The 20,556-nt window shown below is 66.3% G+C and carries 13 protein-coding genes and 5 pseudogenes; 12 read left to right on the forward strand and 6 right to left on the reverse strand.

Translation table 11 applies throughout. From position 1 onward, the window contains the following. Both ACH4U7_RS51845 and ACH4U7_RS51850 read right to left on the reverse strand, forming a co-directional pair. A pseudogene (locus tag ACH4U7_RS51845) lies at nt 1–295 on the reverse strand (hypothetical protein); the annotation flags it as partial. 435 nt (nt 296–730) lie between these two features. Continuing rightward, nucleotides 731–4,537, reverse strand: coding sequence for a PQQ-binding-like beta-propeller repeat protein (locus ACH4U7_RS51850; RefSeq protein ID WP_398534729.1), 3,807 nt, complete (start codon nt 4,535–4,537; stop codon nt 731–733). A 283-nt stretch (nt 4,538–4,820) separates the two neighbouring features. Between ACH4U7_RS51850 and ACH4U7_RS51855 the strand changes: the two genes are divergently transcribed. The 5 genes from ACH4U7_RS51855 (at nt 4,821) to ACH4U7_RS51875 (ending at nt 9,199) form a co-directional block, all read left to right on the forward strand. Beyond that, complete coding sequence (locus tag ACH4U7_RS51855; protein ID WP_398534730.1) at nt 4,821–5,264, forward strand: hypothetical protein; 444 nt, start codon at nt 4,821–4,823, stop codon at nt 5,262–5,264. Nucleotides 5,265–5,496: 232 nt separating this feature from the next. Then, nucleotides 5,497–6,594, forward strand: coding sequence for an integrase core domain-containing protein (locus ACH4U7_RS51860; protein WP_398534731.1), 1,098 nt, complete (start codon nt 5,497–5,499; stop codon nt 6,592–6,594). A gap of 9 nt (nt 6,595–6,603) precedes the next feature. Continuing rightward, nucleotides 6,604–7,374, forward strand: coding sequence for a transposase (locus tag ACH4U7_RS51865; RefSeq protein WP_398534732.1), 771 nt, complete (start codon nt 6,604–6,606; stop codon nt 7,372–7,374). A gap of 56 nt (nt 7,375–7,430) precedes the next feature. Then, nucleotides 7,431–7,868: a DUF4259 domain-containing protein gene (locus ACH4U7_RS51870; RefSeq protein WP_398534733.1), complete on the forward strand. Its 438-nt coding sequence runs from the start codon at nt 7,431–7,433 to the stop codon at nt 7,866–7,868. A 482-nt stretch (nt 7,869–8,350) separates the two neighbouring features. Further along, the gene (locus tag ACH4U7_RS51875; RefSeq protein ID WP_398534734.1) at nt 8,351–9,199 is read left to right on the forward strand and encodes a hypothetical protein; all 849 of its coding nucleotides are present in this window, start codon (nt 8,351–8,353) and stop codon (nt 9,197–9,199) included. A gap of 80 nt (nt 9,200–9,279) precedes the next feature. On the opposite strand, the gene ACH4U7_RS51880 is transcribed toward ACH4U7_RS51875, so the two are convergent. Together ACH4U7_RS51880 and ACH4U7_RS51885 are read right to left on the reverse strand one after the other, a co-directional pair. Next, complete coding sequence (locus ACH4U7_RS51880; protein ID WP_398534735.1) at nt 9,280–11,766, reverse strand: tyrosine-type recombinase/integrase; 2,487 nt, start codon at nt 11,764–11,766, stop codon at nt 9,280–9,282. Beyond that, entirely contained in the window at nt 11,763–12,899 is a 1,137-nt protein-coding gene (locus tag ACH4U7_RS51885; RefSeq protein ID WP_398534736.1) for a tyrosine-type recombinase/integrase, read from the reverse strand. Before ACH4U7_RS51885 ends, ACH4U7_RS51880 begins: the two co-directional genes overlap by 4 nt. 217 nt (nt 12,900–13,116) lie before the next feature. Here ACH4U7_RS51885 and ACH4U7_RS51890 point away from each other — a divergent pair. Then, a pseudogene (locus ACH4U7_RS51890) lies at nt 13,117–13,326 on the forward strand (transposase); the annotation flags it as partial. A gap of 8 nt (nt 13,327–13,334) precedes the next feature. Here ACH4U7_RS51890 and ACH4U7_RS51895 read toward each other — a convergent pair. Further along, complete coding sequence (locus tag ACH4U7_RS51895) at nt 13,335–13,610, reverse strand: hypothetical protein (protein WP_398534737.1); 276 nt, start codon at nt 13,608–13,610, stop codon at nt 13,335–13,337. A gap of 1,479 nt (nt 13,611–15,089) precedes the next feature. Between ACH4U7_RS51895 and ACH4U7_RS51900 the strand changes: the two genes are divergently transcribed. From ACH4U7_RS51900 to ACH4U7_RS51910, 3 genes and pseudogenes are all read left to right on the forward strand, one after another. Then, complete coding sequence (locus tag ACH4U7_RS51900; RefSeq protein ID WP_398534738.1) at nt 15,090–15,395, forward strand: hypothetical protein; 306 nt, start codon at nt 15,090–15,092, stop codon at nt 15,393–15,395. Between the two features lie 438 nt (nt 15,396–15,833). After that, entirely contained in the window at nt 15,834–16,673 is an 840-nt protein-coding gene (locus ACH4U7_RS51905; protein ID WP_398534739.1) for a MerR family transcriptional regulator, read from the forward strand. 211 nt (nt 16,674–16,884) lie between these two features. After that, nucleotides 16,885–17,169 (forward strand): annotated as a pseudogene (locus ACH4U7_RS51910) (helix-turn-helix domain-containing protein); the annotation flags it as partial. Nucleotides 17,170–17,199: 30 nt separating this feature from the next. Here the strand turns inward: ACH4U7_RS51910 and ACH4U7_RS51915 are convergent. Continuing rightward, nucleotides 17,200–17,694, reverse strand: coding sequence for an integrase core domain-containing protein (locus ACH4U7_RS51915; RefSeq protein WP_398534740.1), 495 nt, complete (start codon nt 17,692–17,694; stop codon nt 17,200–17,202). A gap of 129 nt (nt 17,695–17,823) precedes the next feature. Here ACH4U7_RS51915 and ACH4U7_RS51920 point away from each other — a divergent pair. The 3 genes and pseudogenes from ACH4U7_RS51920 to ACH4U7_RS51930 form a co-directional block, all read left to right on the forward strand. Continuing rightward, a pseudogene (locus ACH4U7_RS51920) lies at nt 17,824–18,139 on the forward strand (integrase); the annotation flags it as partial. A gap of 124 nt (nt 18,140–18,263) precedes the next feature. Further along, nucleotides 18,264–18,512: pseudogene (locus ACH4U7_RS51925) on the forward strand (hypothetical protein); the annotation flags it as partial. Between the two features lie 321 nt (nt 18,513–18,833). Continuing rightward, nucleotides 18,834–20,006 (forward strand): DUF6236 family protein, encoded by a 1,173-nt coding sequence (locus ACH4U7_RS51930; RefSeq protein WP_398534741.1) that lies wholly within the window; start codon nt 18,834–18,836, stop codon nt 20,004–20,006. Nucleotides 20,007–20,556: the final 550 nt, after the last annotated feature.

Raw genomic sequence — 20,556 nt, forward strand, 5'->3', positions numbered from 1 at the left:
CAGCACGGGCGACCCCGGCCGTGGACTCAGGCACCGCAGGCGCAGGCAACGGACGCATCGACATGATCTCCCCCTCGCCCCCAGGAAACAGACCCAACAACGAGCAGTGTCCACCGCACCCGAAGGTCATTTCAGGCGAACCATCACATCGACCAACAGAGTCCGACAGGCGTAGGACCGCGTTCTCGTGCCGCAGGACCAGCAGTTCCGCGTCCTTCGCCGTCTCGCGATGGAGGAGCACTGATGGAACAGTCAGCAGCTTCCGGGTCAACTTGTAAAGCAAGGTCACGATCATGAAGGGCATGATCCCAGCGGACTGACCACACCCCGCTCACCTGGGGCGATGACTTTTGGAGCGGCACAGGCTCTCAGCCCCGGCCTGGGAGGAGATCACCGCACAGCTAACCCCGCCGTGGTGCCCCTGACCTGGGAGACCTCAAACGCCAGACCGCCTCAGCCTTCGTCTGGACGCAAGTCACCCAAGGCGATGTCCTACTCGCCCCCGTCCTCTGGAAGCGGGCCTCGCCAGGCCAAGGCCCGCGAGCTGGAAGAACCGTCGAACCCAGTACTGGCACCGTCTCGCGCACTCCCAGCACCTCAAGCACTACGTCCATCTCCGCCAGGTCCTCACCGAGTACGCCGCACGCCTCGCCCGAGAGATCGACAGCGGAGCCGCAGTAACACGGAATCCTGCCAACTCAGCAGCAGTCTGACTGCAATTCCTCGCGCCTCAAGATCGGCACACTGGGCCAGAGGGTCGGTCGGCGAGGTAGAGCGACCGCTCACCTTGCGTGAAGGACCGGTGGACCGCTTGGCAGATCTTTCTGATGGAAGAAGCTGGGTCAGGAAGATCAACATCCCAGAGCCGGACTGTCTTGTCGTAGCTGCCGCTGGCCAGGGTGCGGCCGTCCGGACTGAACGCCACCGACCCCACGCCCTCGGCATGCCCAGTCAAGCTGGCACGTAGCCCGCCGGTCGCGACATCCCAGAGCTGGACTGTCTTGTCGTAGCTGCCGCTGGCCAGGGTGCGGCTGTCCGGGCTGAACGCCACCGACCACACGGCCTCGGTGTGTCCGGTCAAGCTGGCACGGTGCCGGCCGGTCACCGCATCCCACAACCGGACCTTCCCATCCTCCCCACCGCTGGCCAGAGTACGGCCATCGGGACTGAACGCCACCGACCACACATCGTGGCTGTCCGCAAGCAGGGTAGTACGCAGCTGGCCGGTCGCCGCATCCCACAACTGGACCTTGCCATCCTCCCCGCCGCTGGCCAGGGTGCGGCCGTCCGGACTGAACGCCACCGACGACAAGCCTTCGGTGTCTCCAGTCAGGGTGGCGCGGTGCCTGCCGGTCGCCGCATCCCACAACCAGACCTCCCCGTCATTCCCATTGCTGACCAAGGTGCGGCTGTCCGGGCTGAATGCCACCGGACCTACGTAGTCGGTGTGTCCGTTCAGGGTGGCGCGCTGCCGGCCGGTCGCCGCATCCCACAACCGGACCTTCCCGTCACTGCCACTGCTGGCCAAAGTGCGGCCCTCCGGACTGAACGCCACCGACCCTCTGAAGTCGGTGTGTCCGTTCAGGGTGGCGCGCTGCCGGCCGGTCGCCGCATCCCACAACCGGACCTTCCCGTCACTGCCACTGCTGGCCAGAGCGCGGCCCTCCGGACTGAACGCCACCGACTCCACAGCCTCGGCGTCTGCGGTCAGGGTGGCGCGGAGCCTGGTCGCCACGTCCCACAGGCGCACCGTCTTGTCGCTGCTGCCGCTGGCCAAGGTGTGGCCGTCCGGACTGAACGCCACCGACAACACTTCCTCGGTGTGTCCGGTCAGGGTAGTAAGCAGCCTGCCAGCCGCCACGTCCCACAGGCGCACCGTCTTGTCGCTGCTGCCGCTGGCCAGGGTGCGGCCGTTCGGACTGAACGTCACCGATTCCACGGCCCCGGCGTGTCCGCTCAAGGCAGTGCGGAGCTTGCCGGTCGCCGCATCCCACAACCGGACCTTCCCATCCTCCCCACCGCTGGCCAGAGTGCGGCTGTCCGGGCTGAACGCGAACGGCCATACGTAGTCGGTGTGTCCGTTCAGGGTGGCGCGGAGCTTGCCGGTCGCCGCATCCCACAACCGGACCTTCCCATCCTCCCCACCACTGGCCAGGGTACGGCCGTTCGGACTGAAGACCGTCGGTCCCTGGATGCCGGTGTATCCAGTCAAGGTGGCGCGGAGCTTGCCGGTCGCCGCATCCCACAACCGGACCTTCCCATCCTCCCCACCGCTGGCCAGGGTACGGCCGTTCGGACTGAACGTCACCGATTCCACGGCCCCGACGTGTCCGCTCAAGGTAGTGCGGAGCTTGCCGGTCGCCGCATCCCACAACCGGACCTTCCCATCCTCCCCACCGCTGGCCAGGGTACGGCCGTCCAAACTGAACGCCACCGACCACACGGCCCCGTGTCTGGTCAAGGTGGCGCGGAGCTTGCCGGTCGCCGCATCCCACAACCGGACCTTCCCATCCTCCCCACCGCTGGCCAGGGTACGGCTGTCCGGGCTGAAGCCCACCAGACTGAGCTTGTTGGGTGGGGTGGTCAGGGCGGTACGGGGCCGACCAGTCGTGACGTCCCACAGGCGCACCGTCTTGTCGTCGCTGTCGCTGGCCAGGGTGCGGCCGTCTGGGCTAAATGCCACTGACTCCACGGCCCCGGTGTGTCCGGTCAGCCGGTGTTGAAGGGGGACAGCCGCAGCGGCGAAAAGGTTGGCAGTGGCCTCCTTTGTGTGGCTGGTCCGGTATGCCTCGACGGCCAGGAGCGAGGCCGGGTCGGGGTTGGAGTCCAGGAGGCCGGCCGACTGGGCGGCCAGCTGACGGGAGAGGGCGATCTGTTGGGCGGTGAGCGCCTGGTGTCGTTGCTGTTCGCTGGTCCGGTATTGCTGCCAGGCGATCAGCCCAGCGGTCAGGGCGAGCACGAGCAGGACCGAGACGGTGGTGGCGAACTGGCGCAGGCGTCGGGTGGTGCGGGCCGCTGCTTCTTCTTCGTGGTGGCGGGCGGCGGAGCTGCTGGTGAGGAAGTCACTTTCCAGCGGGGTGAGGTCGCCGTTGGCATTGGTGGTGGGGAAGGTTTCTTCGGCGGTGGCGAGTCGGGTGCCGCGGTAGAGGGCGCCGGGGTCACGGTCGAGCGTCTGCCAGGTGTGGGCGGCGTCGGTGAGCTGGCGGTGGAGGCGCAGGCGGTCGCGGTCCTCGTCGATCCATTTGCGTAGCCGGGGCCAGGCGGCGATGAGGGCTTCGTGGGCGAGGTGCACGGTGTGGCCGTCGAGGGTGACCAGCCGTGTTTTCGCCAGGCGCTCCAGTACGGTGGCGGTGGCCGGGGAGGTGGCTATCTCCAGTTCCTCCCGGGGTGCGGGACGTCGGGTGTCCTGTGCGCCTTCTCCCGGGGTGATCAGGCGTAGCAGGATCCGCCGGGCGCAGGAAGCCTGGTCGGGGGTGAGGTGGGTGTAGAGGTCTTCGGCGGTTTGGGCGATGGCGCCGTGGACGCCGCCAGCGGCTTTGTAGGCGGTTTCGGTGAGGGCGCGGCCTTTGCGACGGTGCCAGGTTTCCAGGAGGGCGTGGGACATCAGGGGCAGGGCGCCGGGTTCGCCGTCGACTTCGTCAATGATGCGGGCGGTCAGGGTGCGTTCGACGATGAGACCTGCCGCTTGGGCGGGTTTGACTATGGCCTCGCGGAGTTCGTCGCGGTTCATGAGCGGGACCAGGAGGGTGGCCTCGCGCAGCGCGTCGGCGAGGGGACGGTGGCCGGCCAAGTGCCCGAAGAAGTCGGCGCGTACGGCGATCAGCACCCGCAGTCGGCTGTCGGGCACGGCGGCAGTCAGCAGGCGGTCAATGAACGCGATGCGTTCTGCCGGGTCGGTGCAGAGGGTGTAGAGCTCCTCCATCTGGTCCACGACCAGCCACGTGTCCCCTTTTTCGCCGTCTTTCGGGGTGAGCCGCTGGCCGTGGCTGCGCAGCGGGTGGCCGCCGGGGGTGATGACGCGCAGGGCGGCCGGGCGTAAGTGCGGGTCGCCGGTGGTGCGCAGGCGGGGGATGAGGCCGGCGCGCAGCAGAGAGGATTTGCCGCTGCCGGAGGCGCCGACCACCGCCGTGATCCGATGGTGGGCGGTCAGGTGCAGCAGGTCGTCGATGAGCTGGTCGCGGCCGAAGAACAAGGCCGCGTCACCGGGCTCGAAGCGGGCCAGGCCCCGGTACGGAGGCTCGGCATCGTCGTCGTCCCGCGGCTCGGCGGCTTCATCCGCCGCCGCCTGCCGCCAGCGTTCCTCCCACTCCTCAGGGTCGCCACCGCAAGCCTTCACGTACGCCAGCACCACCGGGAGGCTCGGCAGTTGCTCCCCTGCCGCCGCCCGGGACAACGTCGTCACCCCGTAGTCCGTGTTCACTGCCATCGCCCGGTAGGTGGGCGCGCCTGCCTCCTGACGCAGCTTGCGTAACTCGAACGCGAACCTCTGCACCGGCCCGGCAGCCGGATCCAGCGGACTCTCACGACGACCTGCCACTGGCTGTCCCCCTCTTGACGCCCCACCATCACGTAGCCGACAGCCCGCCAAGCTACGCACCGGCCCATGCGGCGGCAAGCACATCACATGCCACGACGCTGACCCCATTATTCGGTGTGGCGGAACAGGGGTGCCGAACAATTCCGGCCCCGGTGAACTCGAAGACACAACGCCCCACAGCGGCGCCGCGCGAATCGCGAACGTAGCTCCACGGGGGTGGGCAACGCCCGCATCCGCACGGCAGCAGCTATTGGGGCCTGGCCCACAGAGAGAGGACAAGATCGTGAACACACACAAGAACATTGCCTTGGCAGCGGCAACCGCCGCCCTGGCCAGCGGACTCGCACTGGCGGCTCCGGCCCACGCAGCGAACACAGGCCGCCCGGTGGCCACCGCGTCGGCGCAGCAAGGCGTCCACATCGACGGATATGAACCCGACTCGGTTGTCACACGGGGCGCCTGCAAGGGCTGGATGAACACCAAGAAGACCAACGGTCACTGGTTCGCCCAGGGGCTCGTCCAGTCCTGGAGCGGCACCGACTGCGCCATGATCCTTCAGCGCAAGCACAACGGCGGGGCCTACAAGTTCATCTCCGGTCAGCACATCGTCAACAACCGCAAGGACTCCACCGGCTACTACTGGGACCACACCGGCTACAAGTCCCGGGTGTGCATCGCCAATCTCAACTGGAACGACACCTCCTGGCACTGTGGCAAGGGCATCTGACCACAGCTGACATGCACCGATCCTGAGCAGCGTGGGCGCGCGGCACAGCCGGGCGCCCACGCGCACAACGACAGCGCCTGCCGAATCGCGGCGGGCCATGGTGGACGTGCCCTTGCCAGAAACCTCATCCGCCCTGGTAGGGGCCGGTGCATCGGGTTTCCCGAAATCTGGCCGCGGTCGTCTGAGCCGACGCTCTCGCGCCGCTGCCGTCAGCACGTCATGATGATCGATCGTGCTGCTGCGACTGGCCTACCTGGGCGTGTCGAACGCATTTTCGATGCTTCACCTGCTGCCGATGACCGACCGGGACAAGGACGCGGAGATCCTCGCCCTGCGCCACCAGATCACCGCGCTGGAACGCCAACTCGGCAAGGAAAAGATCCGGTTCACCCCGAGCGACCGGGCATTCCTGGCAGCGCTCCTACACCGGCTGCCACGGCACGTCCTGCGAAGGTCACGGCTGCTCGTACGCCCCGACACGGTACTGCGTTGGCACCGCAACCTCGTCACACGCCGCCACGCCGCCTCCTGCCGGCCCAAACGCCCGGGACGACCCCCTACAGTGCGCTCGATCCGCATCCTGGTCCTGCGCCTGGCGAAGAAGAACCCGAGCTGGGGATACCGACGCCTGCACGGCGAGCTCCTCGTACTGGGGGTGAAGGTGGGCGCGTCCACCGTCTGGGAAATCCTGAAGGAGGCCGGCATCGACCCAGCACCCGAGCGGAACTCCAGCACCTGGGCCACCTTCCTTCGCACCCAGGCTGACGCCCTGCTGGCCTGCGACTTCATGGAAACAGTCACCCTGTCGGGCATGCGGATGTATGCGCTCGTGGTGATCGAACACAGCAGTCGCCGGATCCGGATCCTGGGCGCCACCACGCATCCGACCGCCTCCTGGGTAGCCCAAGCGGCGAAAAACCTCGTCATGGACCTCGAAGACCTCGGCTGCCGGGCACGGTTCATGATCAGGGACAGGGACGGGAAGTTCCCCGAACTGTTCGATGCCGTCCTCAAGGACGCGGGGATCGAGGTCGTGCTCAGCGGCATCCAGATGCCGAGGATGAACTCGATCACGGAAAGATGGAGACAGACCTGTCGCCGCGAGCTCCTGGACCGGACGTTGATCTGGAACCAACGACATCTGCTCGCCACCCTGCGCGAGTTCGAGCAGTTCTACAACGGACACCGACCACACCAGGGCATCGCGAACGCCAGGCCGCTGCACCCATTGCCCCCGCCGATCGACGATCCGGACACGTTAGCCCACCTCAAGATACGTCGACACGATCGCCTCGGCGGCATCCTCCACGAGTACCGGCATACGGCGTGACCTGCATGGATGACGTTTCCGGCAAGGGCAAAGTTCGCCGAGCGGGCCCGTGCCCACCACGCTCTCGTTCACGATCTTCTCGCCCAAGGCATGGGCCTCCGCCATATCGCCCGTCACCTGGGCTGGGGGCGGCACACCGTCCAGCGGTACGCACGCGCCGCCCACTGGCAGGACATGGTCAAGGGCCGCAAACGCCAACTCCCCAGCAAGCTCGACCCCTTCAAGCCCTTCCTGACACAACGCTGGGCCGAGACCGCCGGGAAGGTGACCGTCCTGGACCTCCACCGCGAGATCACAGCCCGCGGCTTCCGCGGCCACTACTCCACCGTCCGCGACTGGGCCCGGCGCGACCTGTCCAGGCCAGAAGGCTTCACCCCCGCCCCGCCACCACCATCGGTGCGGCAGGTGACCGGCTGGCTCACCCGGCACCCGGCCACCCTCACCGAGGAGGAAAATCTGCACCGCAAAGCCGTACTCGACCACTGCCCCGAGCTGGCGTCCGCAGCCGAGCTGACCAGCTCGTTCGCGGAGATGCTCACCACGCTCAGCGGCACCCGTCTGCCCGAGTGGATCACCGAGGCCGCGAAGGCCAACCTCCCCGGCATCAGTAGCTTCGCCACCGGCCTGCACAGCGACTTCGACGCGGTGACCGCCGGACTGACCACCGGCTGGAACTCCGGCCCAGTCGAAGGAACGGTCAACCGGATCAAGATGCTCAAACGGCAGATGTTCGGACGCGCGGGGTTCGCGCTCTTACGGAAACGCGTCCTGCTCTCCTGACCCGCTGTCAGCGGTCGATGCGATGATCAGCCCGGATCCAGGGCGAGGAGGCCACTATGGGGACTTGGGACGTTGGCCCATTCGACAACGACGAGGCCGCCGACTTCGCCTACACCTTGGACGAGACAGTCCCGGACAAACGAGAGGAGCTTGTACGGGCAACACTCAACCGTGCCGTCCAGATCCCGGACTACCTCGAAAGCCACCAAGGCCAAGAAGCCGTCGGAGCCGCCGCCCTCATCGCGGCGCAGTGCCCAGGTGGTGAACAAATCAGCACAAGCTACGGTCCTGAAGAAGCCCTGCCGCCCTTCGCCGACGATCTTCAGCCACTGGCCGTCGAAGCACTCGACCGAGTGGTCGCCGAGGACTCCGAGCTCGCCGAACTCTGGCGCGATGCACCCGATGGCCCGAAGTGGCGGCAGAGCATCAGCCTCCTTCGCGCCATCCTCGCACCCAACTCGGGTCCTCAGAAAGAAGCCCTCTTCGACCTCTGACCGGATGCCCCAGCGTTCCGATCACGGAACTTGTGCCAGACCCTGATTTGGTTCTGGCTCACATTCCGTGGAGCATGCACGCTGAGTGACGGTTGTCGGGCGGGTGGACCTTGGGGAGGTTGCCCGGAACTGGCCCGTACCGGGTGCGGTGTGGCTGACAGTTCGGCCCGTGGAAGAAAGGGTGCTCCGGCTGGAGGAGCTGCTGTTCCCGTCGATCGCCGACGTGGCGGTGCTGTCGGTCGACGTGAACGACGAGGCGGTACGCATAGAGGCTCGAAGCACGGTGGCTGGGGCCGTCTGTCCCGGATGCGGGAGCTGGCGGCCACGTCCGCTCCTTCGGTCAGATGCTCACCGAGCGCCAAGGCGAACGGCTGCCGCAGTGGCTCTTTTCCGGACTAAGAAAGCGATCAAGAACCGGCTTTCAGTCAGTCTGCGTCGGCCGCTAACGTCGCGCTCGACGATCAGGCCTAGGGAGGACCTCAGTGTGGAGCTGGTTCAGCTGGACCGGTCGAGTCAAGGCTTGGTGGCGGGACACACCCATCGCGATCCGGTGGGTGGCGTACGTCTGCGTTCCGCTGGGTTTCCTTGCCGTAGGGCTCGGGGTCTACGGCGATGGCCATCACTGGTGGGACGATCGCAGCTTCTTGACCAACTTGGCGTCGAGTTTCACCAGTCTGTTGTTCGGTGTCCCCACAGCGCTGATCGCCCTTTCGCATCTAAGTGCTGTACAGGCTGAGGCCTCGGATCGACGATCAGCTCGTAACAGGGCTGAGGTAGCCGTCCGAGAGTTCCGGTACGCGCTGATGCACGGATTCAGGGATGCCGCTACCCGCTCCCAGCGCTCGCTGGCAGAGGCCCTGATGAGACTAGATCAGGTGAACCGCGAGTTGATGCTTGCCTTGAGCCAGTCCAACGCCGACTTGGTCCAGCAGAAGTACCAGGAGCGAGATGCTGCAATGTCGCAGCTACTCGACTCTGGCTTTCGGCTGGGGTCGGAGCGGTTTGAGGCATGGCTTGAAGAGATCTCTATCGCGTGGCATCGGCTGGACCGCGAAATCAGGCCACGGCTGGAAGAGCTTGGACTCCGATGGATGGAACCGCGTGCGTACCTGGTGGTGAGGAAGGCGGTCGTCGCACTTGAGCCGCCTCCTCACTTTGGGCGTCGGTCGATGGTGGAACGTCTCCTAAGCGACCTCTTGAGTACGGAGGATGGCCGCCGTGACAATGCCTTCGCAACGCTTCTGAAGCAGACAAAGGAAGTCCATACCTGTCTGACCTCGCTGTTCGACATGGTGGGACAGTCACGCGCCTTCAGACATGTCGGAACCTGACGGAACGAAGCGCGACTGGGCCGCTGCCTGCGACCTCCTGAACTGGACAGCTTCCGCCCGCAGTGCTCAGGTCGTTCTGGTCATTGGCTCCCTTCATCCGGTTGAGGCGGCGGTGCGTCGTCGGTGAAGACGGGCATGCCGAGGTCGACCAGTTGAGGGCGTCCGTCGGTGGGGGTGTTCTTGAGGCTCTTGAGCTTGGCCATCGCGGCGTCGAAGCTGACCTGAAGTCCCTCGACCTCACCAAGCCAGCCGTTGGCGCGGGCCTCTCGGATGCGGTCGCGGAGGTTCTGGATGATCTCGATGAGGCGGGGCTTCTGGCGAGGGTCCATCTGAAGAACTGGGCAGCGGATGCATGCGTGCTCGTGCTTGCAGGGAGTTCCGTAGGGACGCCCGCACGTGCCGAGCGAGACCTTGCGGAGCTCGAAGTGCTGCTGGAAGGCGCGCCACTCCTGCGGAGTGGGCTCCCGGTACTCCTCCTGCGGACGTGCCGCGCGACGACGGTCCAGGAAGCCGCGATAGGTCCTGATCAAGTCGTCTTGGAAGACGGCAAGATATGCCTGAGTGGTGGTCAGCGTCTTGTGTCCAAGGATGCGAGCGGCGATGTGGACGGGCAGGCCGCCGGTGACGGCCTCGGTCGCGAACATCCTGCGGAAGTCGTGGGGCGTGTAGCGAAGGGGCTCGCCTGCCGCGTCACGTAGGCCGGTGCATTCCAGGATGCGGTCGAGGAGGCGCTTCACGGCGGCCTCGCTCAAAACCGCCGACTGCCAGTAGGGACGGCGCTGGAAGAGGTGCGGGAGCTGGGGGCCGGTGACGCGCTCGTGGGAGTCGTAGCGGGAAACCAGCGGGATCTTCCCGCCGTTCGCGTCGCGCAGGCGCTTGATGATCGTGGCCAGGACGCTGGCCAGCTCGGGACTGACCAGCAGCAGCCGTTCCTCATTGCTCTTGGACGGCACGATCTGCAGCAGCGGAACGACCTCACCCTTGTCGGGAAGTTGATCGGGGAGCTTGTAGGAGACCAGCGCCAGGTGCGTCAGCTCGGTGAGCTCCTCGACCCGGACGCCGGTGTGCCGCAGGGTCTCGATGACGGCCCAGGCCCAGAAGGCGTCGTCCTCGACGAGGGTCTGGTTGACCCGCCGCGCGGTGCTGCCGACTTCCTTGATGAAGACGTGCAGTGAGCCGTGGTCGGGGCGGCTGGGCACCTGGTTAACCGCGGGAAGCACCCGCAGGTAGCGCTTCCCGGCGTGCTCGAAGACGTCGTTGAACGGGGTGGAGCGGGCCGCCTCCAGGAGCTCGGCGGCTTCACGGCGTACTCGCTCCGCCGTCTCGACGAGCACCGGCAGGTGCGGCAGCCGTTCCCGCACCCGCTGGTGCATCCGAGCTGTGGTCTGTTTGAGCAGCTTGTTGTGGCCCGCGCCGTCGCCCCTGGTAATCGGGCTGGGGACGGCCCACTGGGCCCAGTAGGGGTCCTCGTGCGCCCACTCCTGGATGTCGAGGTAGAAGCCCCGGATGCGCATCATCACGTCGATGCGCGAGCGTCGCTCGCGGACCTGGCCGCTCTTGTCGGTGTAGGTCAGAATCCGCTGCTTCCAGGCGTCAATGACGTCCTCGGGGATCCGAAGTGTCTCGATGCCGGGGTGGTGGGCTTCGATGTCTGCCCAGAAGACGCCGGCCAGTTCGCGTACCAGTCCGCGGAAGGTGCCGTAGTCGACGGCCGGCCGCCGTTCGTCGAGGTAGCGCACCAGCACGTTGCGGATCTGGGTGGACTGGATGTTGTAGGAGTCGACGAGTTCGGCGGTCGGCCGCTGTCCGTGCCGAAGTGCGTCCTTGAGCGTGTCCTTGGTCTGGAGAATGCCCACCCCGCGCAACAGGTCCCAGGCGCTGTGGGTGCCGACGTATGCCTCGCCACTTGCGCGCCGGTCCCGGGCCCGAAGGTAGAAGATGTCCTCCATGGTGAGCTGATCGAGGTCACGGCCGGTATGCAGGATGACCGACGAGATCAGGCGGAGGCCCTCGTCGATGTGGCGGCCCGTCATGCCGACGTCGGCGCCGTAGCGGCGGATCTCTTCGAGCTTGCCGTCGGGGAAGAGCAACTGGACGTTCTTGAAGAGCCGCATCGCCTTGTAGCCGCGCAGGAAGCCGTAGCCCGGCAGCACGATCCGGTTGATCATCAGCTGGTTCATGCCCGAGATCACGCCGTTGCGCATGGAGTCCCGTTGGTCGTCACCCAGCACTCCGGCGAGCACGACCTCCTTGCCCTGGTCGGCGCCGGCCGCCCGCCACCGTGCCTGCCAGCCGTCCCCGGGATACGACTCCAACCACTCCAGGATCCGGCCGGAGAAGGCCAGGAACCTCACGGCGGGATCGACGCTGAGGCGGTCCGACTTTCGTGGCCAGAGCGGTGAGGCGGGAAGCAGCGCCAGGACCTCGTCGCAGGTGCGCTTGTCGTGCGGGCCGACGCGGTTCTCGTCGGCCTTCAGGTCATGTTCGACGAACAGCGGTCGCGCTGGCGTCGTGCCGGTCCCGGCCTGCCGGGTCCGGTTGGCGCGTCGTCCTCCCATGAAGCTCATGCCTGACCACCCCCGAACAGCACCGCCAGGTCGCTCGCCTCGTAACCCGTGGCGACGGCGGTCGGTGGCGCGGGATACTTCGCGCGCTCCTCACGGTCCGCGAGGTACTCCTGGACCCGGGCGATGACCTGCTCTTCCTCCTCGACCAGGTAGATGTCGGCGGTCGTGCTGAGGTGCACGTGCCCGAGGATGGTCTGCACGTCTCGCAGCGTCAGGCGCTTGTCCCGGGCCATCCTCAGCGCGGCGGTGTGCCGCAGGTCGTGCATCGACCAGTTCGTGCCCAACAGGGCGTTGGCCCGGCGGAATACCGCGCGCAGGGCCTCGTAGTTCAGCGGCTGGTAGTTCAGCCCTTCGCCGTGATCACGTCGGCGCAGGGTCCACCACAGGGGCTCCTGCGGATCGAGCGGCGGCCCTTCACTCTGGTAGAGCCGCAGCCAGATGAACGACTCCGGGCTGGAGGGCAGCCACTGCTCGGCCTGGGAGCCCTTGCGCTCGACGCGTACCAGCTGATCGCCCCAGTCGACGTCGACGCCGCGAACACCGAGGAGCTCGGAGGCGCGAGCAGCGTTGCTGATGCCGAGCGCGAGGATCGCCCGGTCCCGGTTCGACCGCAGGGCCGCGAACAACTCGTTCCATCGCTCATCCGGCATCTGTCGCGGGAGCCGGCGCGGGACCTTGGGGTTGTAGCGCAGCCGCCCCTCGCTCCCGTACGGATCCAGCGGGCTGTGATGGGCGTGCGGTCGTCGCCTCACGCTCCGGGCCAGCGGCACCGGGTTGACCAGCGGACCGCTGCCCGACTCGATCCAGAACTCGTAGAAGCTGCGGAGCACGGCGTTGCTGTGCCGGATCGTGCGCGGCTTGTAGAGGTCGTCCAGGTACGGCTTCTTCGTGATCGTGTTGGTCGTCCCCGCAGTCGCTGCCGAGTGCGTCCGCGCCGACCTCCGAGGCTTCGTCGTGACGCGCAGCCACAGGACGAAGTCGCGTACCTCGGCCGAAGTGGCCCGGTCCCACTCGACCTGGACCACCCGAAGCCACCGCCACCAGCGCAGAAGATCGAAGGCGTAGCTGCGGACGCTGCCCGGCCTATTGTCCCGAGCGACGAAGTCGATCAGGAACCTGCGAATCGGCTCCACCGCTCTTCCTTCCTCATCGAAGACCAGCCAGGGCACCGCCCCAGCTCCAACAGCCACCCGCCCCCATCGCGGGAGACGGACCGACTGGATGTCACGAGATGCCGCGTCCAACTTCGTTGCGCTCCCTCGCAGTTCGGATACGCAACGTCTACCGACTAGGCCATGCGGAGGATGCGGTCACATCCGGCGTGTCGCTCGGTAGTCCGGTCAACAACTCGATGCCGTCCGGCGAGACAACCTCCCCGGCCTCCATACCCTCGCCGCGGGCATCGACCGTGACCGCGATGCAGTCATCGCCGGCCTCACCCTGCCCTGGAGCTCCGGGGTCGTCGAAGGCCACGTCAACCGGATCAAGATGCTCAAACGCCAGATGTTCGGCCGGGCCGGCTTCCGGCTTCTCCGCAAGCGCGTCCTGCTCTACTCGTGATGCACAGGTCAGACTGCATCATCAAGGAGCCCGAAGCCTTCCGGAAACCCATCCAGGAACTCCCGCCGCGCGGGGTCGGACTCGGCTTCGGCCATCGACCCGAGCAGATCGATGAGTTCGCTCCGTTGGTCGCTCGACAGCTTGCTGAGCAGGTGGGCGACACCCTCCAGGACCTTGACGGCGTCGTCCGGATCCATCTGCTCGTCTTCACTGCCCTCGATGAACCACAGGACATCGGCCAAGGCCGCGGCCAGGGCGTGGGTCAGAGACGAGTACACGGACATGAAGGCGGTCTCCCAGCAGGTCACGGCAGCAGAGTCCGGCCATGCCACCACACGCCACTGACATCACACTCAGTCAGCCCTCCACGGAAAGTGAGCCAGAACCACAACTCGTGAATAAAGCCAACCCCATCAGGCCCGAGGGCAACGTCCGCCCCTTTGCGACCGCCAGGTCGCAGCGTTGACCGACTCGAGCACTCCGCGACGACTACTCCAGACTCGCGTCCTCGGCGGCCTGATCAACGAGTACAGGTACGCGGCCTGACCAGCCGCGACAGATTTCTGAACGGCACACGCTGCAGGACCAGCAGTTGATGCCGGAGCACCAGGATCTCGATGTCCTTGTCTCTGTCGCTCATCGGCACAGGTGAAGACGCCGGGGTGAGCGTCGGCCAAGGTCGAAGATCTCTGAACAAGCTCTCACCTGCGTGGATGATTTACCGGCACCCGCAAGGCTCAACCGACCGTCACCGTGTAACGCCAACACCAGATTTGTCGCAATACCCTGGCCAGCAGCCCGTCACTTCGCGCACCACCGTCCAGACACGGCCCGGCCATCCCGCTGACCTTCCACCCCAAGGACGACCGAGCTGATGCCCTGCCCCCCCTGCGAAGACGCTCTGCGGCCAGCCCAGCAACGCTTGGCACACTATTTATGCGCGCGAGGGCATCTGCCGACTTTCTCGCTACAGCGCCATAGAGCCCGATAGGGCGCTCACGCCCTGGGAGTGCCCCGTCTGCCGGCGGACGCCAAGGGGTATTACCTCGTCTTGACGCGGCAGGCACCTTGCGACCGGGACACCCGAGCACCGGCTGCCTGCGGAAACACGCCGACCGAGGGCCTCAGCCCGCAGCTTCCCCCTGTCGCATGGGGAGCACGAGATCGTGCTCCCACCTCGAAAGGGGGTCGAGTGCCGACAAGGGGTTCTTATACCTCTCGATGCAGAGAGCATCCGAATCGACCGGGTGACATCGGGGACCTGTGGTTGACGACGGCGCGTGGGGGCGCGGTACGGCGCGGTAGGTCTACCGGATCGGGTGACGGACGAATCGGGCACCGTTGACACGTCTGCGAGTTGGGAGCACGAGGGCTCCCAGAGGGCTCCCACTTGCTCCCAGCCCGGACATGGTTAAGGCCGCTTCCGCTACCCGCGGAAACGGCCTCCGACCTGCGATGATGCTGGTCGGGACGACAGGATTTGAACCTGCGACCCCTTGACCCCCAGCCAGGGGCCACTCTCCGTATCCATCCGTACCGCACCGTAGCGCTCGGTTCGGCACCCGACCGCGCTCTTGCGCGCTACGAGAACGCGACAATCAGCTACTCCCCGATCGCGACAGATAGCCCATGCGACGGCGTGCGGAGCCGACCGGAGTCACCCACGGCTGCCGCACCCCCACGGTATGGTGCGACGAGCAAACCACGTACCGGAGGTCATCGTGAGCGCGCAGCCAGACGGCCCGTATGGACCCCTTATCCCTATGCCTGACCTCACGCCTGACGCACTGCGCGCGGCTGTCGCCCGGATCGCTCCCAGCAGAATCCCTGCGCTCACTCAGCACCTGTTCGAGGCGACCACAAACGCACAGCAGACACAGAGCCTCGCGCCCCTGCGGGCTTTCGTCCACTCATGGGCCGTGTTCGTCGCCATCGAGCGGCATCCGGAACGCGCCGCCCGCCTCCGCGAACTCGAACGGATTGTCGATATGGCCGAACGGGACCCGACGGCGGCCATCCACGAAATTCAGCAGATCCGCAAGGCCGCGGAGGCCGAGGCGGGGCTGTGACCGACTGGACCTGGGAGTACAACCCAAGCGAGGAGTACGTCGCCGACGGACTTGCGCCAGGCGTCGTGGCAGAGGTCGAACGGCTGGCGACCGAACTCGCCGCGCTGGGTGTCGACGCGGCGAAGGTTGGTCGACCCTTCGACCGAGAAGGCGGACTCCGGGAATGTCGGCGGCCAGTTGGAATTCCCCAGCGGCGGCCACTTGGTGGGGAGTTATCTGGCCGCCGATATCACTCTGCGTGTTAATTCGTGGCACACAACGGCTGGCGGATGAGGGTGCAGAGGTCTGCCAGTGGGATGCGGGATGCCTCGTCACAGTGATCGGTTCCGGCGGTGGCCAGGCCTCGCGGTCGGTGGAACCCGGGCGGTGTGTTGTTGCACCTGCCGTAGCGGCATGTGGTGTCGTCGAGGCACCACAGCACGAAAGGCTCCGTCTGCGATGTACCCCTCCGTACCGCCCCGCCAGGTCAAGATCGGCGCTGCTGCCGCCTTCGCCGGGACCACCCCACGCGCTATCCGCCACTACCACCAGATCGGTCTGCTGCCGGAACCCGAGCGCGGTGGAGACGGCCGCCGCCGCTACGGCTACGACGACATGATCCGCCTGTTGTGGATCCGCAGGATGGCGGAGGTCGGTATCAGTCTGGACGACATGCGAGCTGCCTTCGACGAATCCGGGGACATCGAGGAGACCCTGGGCCGGCTGGAGGAATCCCTGGCTGTCCAGGAGGCCGACATCAAACGTCAGCGCGCGGCCGTCGGGCGCCTGCGGGCTGTGGGCAGCCCGCAGGGCCTGCTCTCCGAGCTGGTGACGGATCGGCTCAGCCACCTGCCCCCTGGCGCATTGCGCGCCTCCGACATGGAGGCCCTGCTGGTCACGGAACGGATCTTCGGTCCGCTCGGCTCCGCCATACAGGCCAGCGTGTACATCGTGCTGGCCACCCATCCCGCCCTACGGGCCGAGGAGGACCGTCTCGACGAGGCTGAGGCCGCCCTCGACGACGGCGTCGACCCCGATGACCCGCGCGTCGAGGAAATCGCCGTACAGCGATACACCCACCACATGGCCCTCTTACAGGCCATCTCGGCAGCCGGGCTTGACACGGCCGATGACGAGCTCTTCGAGACCTACGACGCCGACCTGGCAGAGCAGGAGGACACGCAGATGGGCGCCTTGGAGGCGATCACCAAGATGCCCTACGACTTCTCTCCTGCCCGGATCCGCTGCATGGAGCGCGTGGCACAACTCGTCGGCCAAGACGCCTGCGCAGACAGTTGATCGCCTGTGCCCGGTACCGACCTGGCCGGCATCCCATCGCGTCCACCTGTACGTGACCGGCCACATCAGGAACCGGTCAATCCGAAACCGAGAGTGACATCTCAACTGGCCGTACGTGGGGATCCCGGACTGGCCGCTGACAGGGAATTCGACATTCTCGGCGGACGCGGCTTCATCAGCTTCCTCTCAGTACCACGCCACCACTGCATCTATATCTGCAACATCACCTGGTACGGATGAGCATCCCGTCGTCCGGGCCCTGCCACCCGTCTTACGTCGCCATCGGCTGGTCACCCCGGGCACACTGCTGACTTGGCACCGCCGTCTGGTGCGCTGGAAATGGCGCCAAACACCGCGCGGGCCTGGCCGACCACCGCTGTCAGAAGAGACAGTCGCGCTCATCCAGCGCCTGGCGCGGGAGAACTCGACCTGGGGATACGTCAGGATTCAAGGTGAACTGCGACGGCTTGGCCATCGGGTCGCCGCCGCAACCATCCTGTGCCGCTCGAAAAGTCATCGCTGCATGTCATGCTGCATATCTGTACTCATTGATGAGGCCGCCGAGGGTCCGGGTGCGCTCGACTCTGTGGGTGTGGAGGTCATGCGCCGCGGCGGGTTGTTTGTGAGCGTCGAGTGGTCGCTGGTTGCGGGCCTGGTGGGGTCGGTGTTCGTTGTAGTGCCGCTCGTAGGCCGCGAGGACGCGGCGGGCATGGGCGTCGTCCATGATGAGAACGTGGTCGAGGGCCTCGCGTCGGATGCTGCCGATGATGCGTTCGCAGTGCGCGTGCATGCGGGGAGCCTGTGGCGCACTGTTGAGGATCTCCATCTCCTCGGACTGGAAGACAGCGTCGAAGGCCTCGCCGTACTTGCCATCGCGGTCGCGTAACAAGAAGCGCAGGGACTCGATGCGTATGCCCAGGTCGGAGGTGAGATTCCGCGCCTGCTGCACCGCCCAGTCCCGGGTCGGGTGGGCGGTGACCCCGGTGATGCGCAGTCGCCGGGTGCCGTGCTCGAGGAACACCGGCGCATGGTGGGTGCCGGTAAATCATCCACGCAGGTGGGAGCTTGTTCAGAGATCTTCGACTTTGGCCGACGCTCACCCCGGCGTCTTCACCTGCGCAAGGCCCCGACGGCATCATGATCTGTCGTCCTGCTGCGCCTGGCCTACCTCGGCGACCAACACCCTGGCGTTCCTACGTCTCCTGCCTATGAGCGACAGAGACAAGGACATCGAGATCCTCGTGCTCCGGCACCAGCTGCTGGTCCTGCAGCGTCAGGTCGGCAAGCCTGCCTTCACCGATAGCGATCGCGTTGTCCTCGCCTGCCTGCTCCACCACCTCCCCAAAGACGGACTACGGCACCTTCTGCTGCTGGTCCGCCCCGAGACCATCTTGCACTAGCATCGCGAGCTGCTACGGCGGCGCCATGCCGCGACCTGCGTACCCAGGCGACGTGGGCGCCCACGTTGCGCTTGCCGAGAATGTCATCCGCCCTGGTCGGAAGCCTGCACCTGGACTGGCGGTCGTCGGCCTCGTCGCTCGAGTAGGCGCTCTCGCGTAGCCGGTAGTCGACGCGTCATGATGATCGACCGTGCTGCTGCGACTGGCCTACCTGGGAGTGACCAACGCGTTCGCGTTGCTGCGTCTGCTGCCGATGAGCGACCGGGACAAGGATGCGGAGATCCTGGCCCTCCGCCATCAGATCACAGTGCTCGAACGCCAACTCGGTGGTGCCCGCGTACGGTTCACTCCGGGCGATCGGGCGTTCCTGGCGGCGCTGCTGCACCGGCTGCCGTTGCCGGTTCTGCGGCGTGTGCGGCTGCTCATGCTGGCTACGACGACGTCATTTGGGACCACCGAGGCGCCTCGAAGTGGCCCCGATCTGTGAAGATCGCCTCCCGGAAAGGTGGCCGGGAATGCTCTACCTGGCCCTTCTGGCTCGTCACTCGCGGGCAGACGCGGGCCGATGGTGGAGGCGAGCGCCGTGGTCAGCCGCTGGGACAGAGCCACAGGTCCATCGAGTGGTGGATCTTGGACCTTCTCTGCACTTCACTCGCATGGAACGCTCTGATCAGTTGTACGAGTTTTCTCGCGTCTCAGAGAGCGTGGTCGCGTCTATCCTGGTGCGGAGCAATCCTGCGGGCGCCATGGGGGGGCTGGAATGCGCGATCTCGCGATCTACTACCCGTACATTCACGTCCAGGACGACACGTGGCTAAAGGCGGCAGCCTTGTACTGGCCGAACATCGGCCGGATCGTTCCGGAGGACTATCCCATTCAGGAGAGCCGCACGGCCGAGGTCCTGAACGGCGAGCTCGGCCTGATGGTCAACGTCTCCCCGGAGTGGTACAGCCACGAGACCGGGCTGGACTTCCTCAATTTCGTAGAGAGTCGTCTCCACGACCTACGTGAACGGCTTCCTGCTGTTCCTTCGCGGACGGTCCGCGACGCTCCGTTCCACCGAGTGCCGGGGACACCCGACCGGCACCTCGTGGAATGGGTCGATCTCGACAACAAGGGCATGTACCTGGCCGAGGACATACTCCTCGCGGCGGGGCTCGCGGTGATGGCCGACGACGACCACGGCCGACGATGGCTTGGCATGCATCCGCGCCTCGCGGCGGTGTTCCTCACCGCGCTCGCGTCGCGTGTCGCGGATGCAAACCAAGCCAAGCTTGTCACGGACCAGCCGGACAATCTCGGCGACGTGGAGGGCTGGACCACCGAGGCGATCGCGGGAGAACTGCTCGACCCCGTGTGGGTCGCGCCGAGGCGGCACTCGGCCGACGGGGTCGCCGCGATGTATGCGGTTCTCGCCATCCAGACCGTAGTGCCAGCGTCCCTGGAGAACGTTCCGGTCAAGAAGATCGTGGCCGCACGGAAGACGCTCCATGCCGAGTTCGATGCGTTCCGGGCTCATCTGGATTCGCTGACCGACGAGTTCACTAGGCTGGCCGAGACGGATGACCCTGGGATCCTTGCCGCTCGCCTGGAAGCACTCGCCGATCGCCACGTGAGGCTGCCCTTGGCAGAGCTCAGACGTGGACTGCGCAGTGTCGGGCTTCAGCCGGCCCAGGCGACGATGGGGATCAAGTCGCTCAAGTTGCCCGTACTGCCCGCTGCAGCAGCTGCCACCTTGGCGATCCCTGACACCGCGGCGCAGGCCGGACTTCTGGGCGCACTGATCCTCTCGTCAGCAGTACAGGCTCATACTTCTGCCCGACAACTACGCAGTAGCGCCGCCGGCTACCTCCTCGGTCTACACCGGCACGTGCATCCGCACAGCACCGTGGACCGTGTCCTGCTCCGCAACCGTTATCCGAGGCTGCCCTGACCTGCTGGCTTCCCAACGATCCGACAGCAACGGAATGCCGGGCCAGCCACGCGGAGGGCGTCCTCTGCTTCACCTGCTTGCGGTTTCAGCGGCCGGTTGTCATCGAGTGGGAGTTTTCACAGGCACGAGACGACAGGCTCAACAACATCACCAGACGCGTTGAGAGACAGCGTGTCCGGCGTGCTTGGTTTCCAGCTCGACACCGGAGTCGATGCGGGGGACGGTCGCTCGCCTGGGTGCGGCGTGCTTTTCCGGCTGCAGAGAGGCGCTTCCGGCGGGCCCCAGTTCATGGGCCTCTTTCGCGACGCTCTGGATGGACCCGCGAGTGACGAGCCAGAAGGGCCAGGTGGAGCATTCCCGGCCGCCTTTCCGGGAGGCGATCTTCACAGATCGGGGCCACTTCGAGGCGCCTCGGTGGTCCCAAATGACGTCGCCGTAGCCACTCATGCATCCTGAGTGGGCGGTTCGTAAGGCTATGTCCGTTTCCGGCTGGGGGTGGGCGCAAGGTCGCTGGTGGAGGTTCCGTCGGCTATTGCTTCCGGGTGAAGTT

This window comes from Streptomyces sp. NPDC020845, assembly GCF_044334165.1.
Classification (GTDB): domain Bacteria; phylum Actinomycetota; class Actinomycetes; order Streptomycetales; family Streptomycetaceae; genus Streptomyces.

Bases quoted from the DNA above. Each gene is read 5' to 3' on its own strand.
- ACH4U7_RS51905 (WP_398534739.1), top strand. From the start codon at position 15,834: ATGTACCCCTCCGTACCGCCCCGCCAGGTCAAGATCGGCGCTGCTGCC.
- ACH4U7_RS51865 (WP_398534732.1), top strand. From the start codon at position 6,604: ATGACGTTTCCGGCAAGGGCAAAGTTCGCCGAGCGGGCCCGTGCCCAC.
- ACH4U7_RS51900 (WP_398534738.1), top strand. From the start codon at position 15,090: ATGCCTGACCTCACGCCTGACGCACTGCGCGCGGCTGTCGCCCGGATC.
- ACH4U7_RS51880 (WP_398534735.1), bottom strand. From the start codon at position 11,766: ATGAGCTTCATGGGAGGACGACGCGCCAACCGGACCCGGCAGGCCGGG.
- ACH4U7_RS51895 (WP_398534737.1), bottom strand. From the start codon at position 13,610: ATGTCCGTGTACTCGTCTCTGACCCACGCCCTGGCCGCGGCCTTGGCC.
- ACH4U7_RS51870 (WP_398534733.1), top strand. From the start codon at position 7,431: ATGGGGACTTGGGACGTTGGCCCATTCGACAACGACGAGGCCGCCGAC.
- ACH4U7_RS51930 (WP_398534741.1), top strand. From the start codon at position 18,834: ATGCGCGATCTCGCGATCTACTACCCGTACATTCACGTCCAGGACGAC.